The sequence below is a fragment of the Klebsiella sp. 10-1 genome (genome assembly GCF_009758445.1).
In the GTDB taxonomy this organism is placed as follows: domain Bacteria; phylum Pseudomonadota; class Gammaproteobacteria; order Enterobacterales; family Enterobacteriaceae; genus Klebsiella; species Klebsiella scottii.
Genome location: NZ_WQRE01000023.1, coordinates 1 through 751, shown reverse-complemented (window position 1 = coordinate 751; position 751 = coordinate 1). Strand labels below are relative to the sequence as shown.

Annotated in this window: 1 protein-coding gene and 2 tRNA genes; all 3 read left to right on the top strand. The window is 50.5% G+C overall.

Annotated elements, in window-relative coordinates:
* Positions 1-118: 118 nt before the first annotated feature.
* Positions 119-193: transfer RNA gene (locus GO007_RS28745), tRNA-Gly, on the top strand.
* A 5-nt stretch (positions 194-198) separates the two neighbouring features.
* Positions 199-274 (top strand) — tRNA-Thr (locus GO007_RS28740).
* 116 nt (positions 275-390) lie between these two features.
* On the top strand, positions 391-751 hold a 361-nt coding region (locus GO007_RS28735; RefSeq protein ID WP_173018271.1), incomplete at its 3' end, for a GTP-binding protein.

Genomic DNA, 751 nt, shown 5'->3' with positions numbered 1-751 from the left:
TTTCGGCAACGCTTTGCGAAGCCAGAGCTGATTGGTTAAGCTAATCAGCTCAAACAAAGAAAAGAGATAACTCTCTTTTTTTTGTTATAGAAAGAACTGGGTAGCCGAGTTTCAGGATGCGGGCATCGTATAATGGCTATTACCTCAGCCTTCCAAGCTGATGATGCGGGTTCGATTCCCGCTGCCCGCTCCAGACGTGCTGATATGGCTCAGTTGGTAGAGCGCACCCTTGGTAAGGGTGAGGTCCCCAGTTCGACTCTGGGTATCAGCACCACTTCTTTATCTCTCCTTCCCTGTTTCTCTCTATTTTATTGCATTCAACAAGTCGGGCATGTTGCCTGGTTGATGTGGTGATATCACCGATTTATCCGTGTCTTAGAGGGACAATCGATGTCTAAAGAAAAGTTTGAACGTACAAAACCGCACGTTAACGTCGGTACTATCGGCCACGTTGACCATGGTAAAACAACGCTGACTGCTGCAATCACTACCGTTCTGGCTAAAACCTACGGTGGTTCTGCGCGCGCATTCGACCAGATCGATAACGCACCGGAAGAAAAAGCTCGTGGTATCACCATCAACACTTCCCACGTTGAATATGACACCCCGACTCGCCACTACGCGCACGTAGACTGCCCGGGCCACGCCGACTATGTTAAAAACATGATCACCGGTGCTGCTCAGATGGATGGCGCGATCCTGGTTGTTGCTGCGACTGACGGCCCGATGCCGCAGACTCGTGAGCACATCC